The organism is Desulfovibrio sp. 1188_IL3213 (assembly GCF_036763145.1).
Taxonomy (GTDB): domain Bacteria; phylum Desulfobacterota; class Desulfovibrionia; order Desulfovibrionales; family Desulfovibrionaceae; genus Desulfovibrio.
In genome coordinates, this window is record NZ_JBAIYR010000518.1 from 1 (window position 1) to 1,449 (window position 1,449).

A 1,449-nucleotide genomic window follows, 5' to 3' on the forward strand; every position below is an offset into this window, starting at 1 on the left:
GGAATTGGGAGTAAAGAGCAGGGCCACGTTCTCAATGCTGAACAGCTTCTGGTAATGTCGAACCAGAGCGTTTTTCGGTTACGTGAGAATGCGCACCAGACCGGCTTCGTCCAGAATATTCTGACTGGCTTCGGTTACGGCCGAGCCGTACGTGCCGATAACAGCCACCACGCCCGCCGAGGCAAGCTTTTGCGCGGCAAGGGCAGCGGTGCGCGGGTCACCGGCATCGTCCTCCACCACAATCCTGATCTGGCGGCCGTTGATGCCGCCCTTGGCATTCACTTCATCAGCCAGCAGGCTGACGATGTTCTTCATGTCCTGACCTTCGGAAGCCCATTTGCCCGTCAGCGGACACATGAGGCCAATCTTGATGTCGCCGGCCAGAGCCGTCATAGGCACCAGCAGGGTAAGGGCCAGCGCCCCAAGCAAACGACCAAGTGCTTTCATAAAAATTCCCCCGTCCGGTATGCGGTGATGATAGTAACAAAATAGCATACCCCAAATTCGTGCAAAGAAAAAGCCCCAGTTTTGCCGCCGGATTTACGACGGCAGGCTACGCCTGCCGAATCGCAAGCCAGCGACGCTTTGCCGCTGCCTCTCCCTGCACCATGAATGTCACATGACGCACACAAGGCCGTAACCTGTCGGCATTCAAATAATTTTGACTACAGTTCATATCGTGCGCCTGTTGCCGCCATTTTAGCGGCATGCCGCAAACCTCGACAGGCAAATAAATTTGTTATAGGGTAATGATCAGACAAACAGGAAAGGCATCGCTCCCCCTGTGTGCGGCGCATGCCGCGGTCATGCATGGCCCATAATTTCCCGGGGCATTCCGTTCGGGCGTTCACACACCCGATTCCGGCGCATGTGCCGCCTTCTGAAATTTTCACGCGTCCGGCTGCGTCCGGTCCACTCTTCCAGCAGTCTTACACCGTCCGCTGCGACCTCGCCTCCCCCATCTCGCCTCACGCAGCGTCATGCCCACGCACCCATATCGCCAGGGAGGACGTATGCGGTTCAGCTTTGACAAGGCTGCCTGCCAGAACACCCGCAGAGCGCTGCGCAAGGAATGGCTGCTCGCCAACGGCCTTGGCGACTATGCGAGCAGCACCATTCTGTGCTGCAATACGCGCAAATATCACGGCCTGCTCACGGTCAACACGCCGTATGGCCGCCATGTGCTGCTCTCTGCCCTTGAAGAATCCCTCGTGGGCGGCGGCAAGGAATTTGCGCTTTCCACACGCCAGCATCCCGACACGCTCTACCCCCACGGCCATGACTATCTGGAAACGTTCCGGCTGGAGCAGTGGCCCAGGTGCTGCTACCGCGTGGGTGACGTGCGCCTGTGCCGCGAAATCCTGCTTGTACCGGGGCAGAGCCGCCTTGCCGTGCGCTGGAGCATACACGGGCCGGCCCATATGCCCGTCCCCATGCCGGCCCTGACCC

General features: G+C 59.1%; 1 protein-coding gene and 1 pseudogene. One reads left to right on the forward strand and one right to left on the reverse strand.

Annotated elements, in window-relative coordinates; genetic code table 11:
- Positions 1-81: 81 nt before the first annotated feature.
- Positions 82-447: pseudogene (locus V6C16_RS13220) on the reverse strand (ABC transporter substrate-binding protein); the annotation flags it as partial.
- A gap of 566 nt (positions 448-1,013) precedes the next feature.
- Between V6C16_RS13220 and V6C16_RS13225 the strand changes: the two are divergent.
- Positions 1,014-1,449, forward strand: a 436-nt coding sequence (locus V6C16_RS13225; RefSeq protein ID WP_333543431.1) for a glycogen debranching enzyme N-terminal domain-containing protein, incomplete at its 3' end; no start/stop codon positions are given.